Annotated in this window: 1 pseudogene; it reads right to left on the bottom strand. The window is 44.1% G+C overall.

Going from position 1 to position 1,056, the window contains the following annotated elements:
- Positions 1-202: 202 nt before the first annotated feature.
- A pseudogene (locus CIK04_RS29845) lies at positions 203-652 on the bottom strand (L-alanine exporter AlaE).
- Positions 653-1,056: the final 404 nt, after the last annotated feature.

The raw sequence follows: 1,056 nt of genomic DNA, 5'->3' as shown, positions 1-1,056 counted from the left end.
GGTACGTTGCCGTACACACACTTTCCAGGCGTGACYCCTTCAGCCACTCGGACAACTCACCGAATCAAATTTTGTGTGGCAACTCGTGCCAACGAGGCGCTATTTAATGATTATCTTGGGATTGGTCAAGCCCAGTTTTAAAAAAGCGCCATGAGGAGTTTAGTTGGCTAGTAATTGGCTAAATCGAGCAATCTACCATCAATTATGCTTGCTGATAGTAGCCTGGGACCTTAAACCAACGGCGACACATATCTAGGAAGTAGCCATACAGAARCGCCCATACCGCAAGAGATGATCGCATTGCTGGTCACTGCCGTGATGATCTGCTCTGTCGATGCGCCTAACCGCAAGCAAATACCAGCGTAGAACTGGCGATTGAAAAGCACATAAGCGACTAATTCGGATACGTTTTCATCAGCCCACTGGTCGATACGCGCGCACCTTGGCGAAGAACCCAATCACGAAACACACCATAAGGCCACGCGATCGCGATGTTAACCGGAATAGATAACGTTCTTGATGCCAGAGATTGCTGGAAAGTCATTCCAGAAATCAGAATCTCGATAATCATCCCTGAGATAAAGCAAAAAACCACCATAGCAAAAGTATCAGCTGCCGCATGACGGATACAAAATGGCGCASACGATTTCATTTCTCCTACTATAAATTAAAACTGCAAAATAGAAAATAACGACATCATGAACCAGCAAACAAGCACACATGCAGTTCATCGCGCTATTAGAGCAGATAATTTGCAGTTTTGGCACCATTTTCAATCAAAAGATGTAAATTAATAACCAATTTAAACGCAAGATGTAGTTTAATTCGCCAAAAATGAATAAAGCCGCTTTTTACAGCGGTCTTTATTTGTAATTTAAACTAACATTGGGTAACTCAATCTGCCAGCAAAACGGTCAGCAGGTTGATTTCTTCTTGATCTGGTTGTTTATTCTCGCTCAGTTGCTGCTCAATTCTGGCGAGTGATTGCGCCAATGCAGGCTCGATCGCGTCTTTGTGCTGGCTTCTAATTTGGCTGATCGCGTTGTGCGCTTGAGT

This window comes from Vibrio sp. 03_296 (assembly GCF_002265885.1).
Note: the sequence above shows the minus strand (reverse complement) of the source record. Positions and strands in the feature narration are given on the sequence as shown.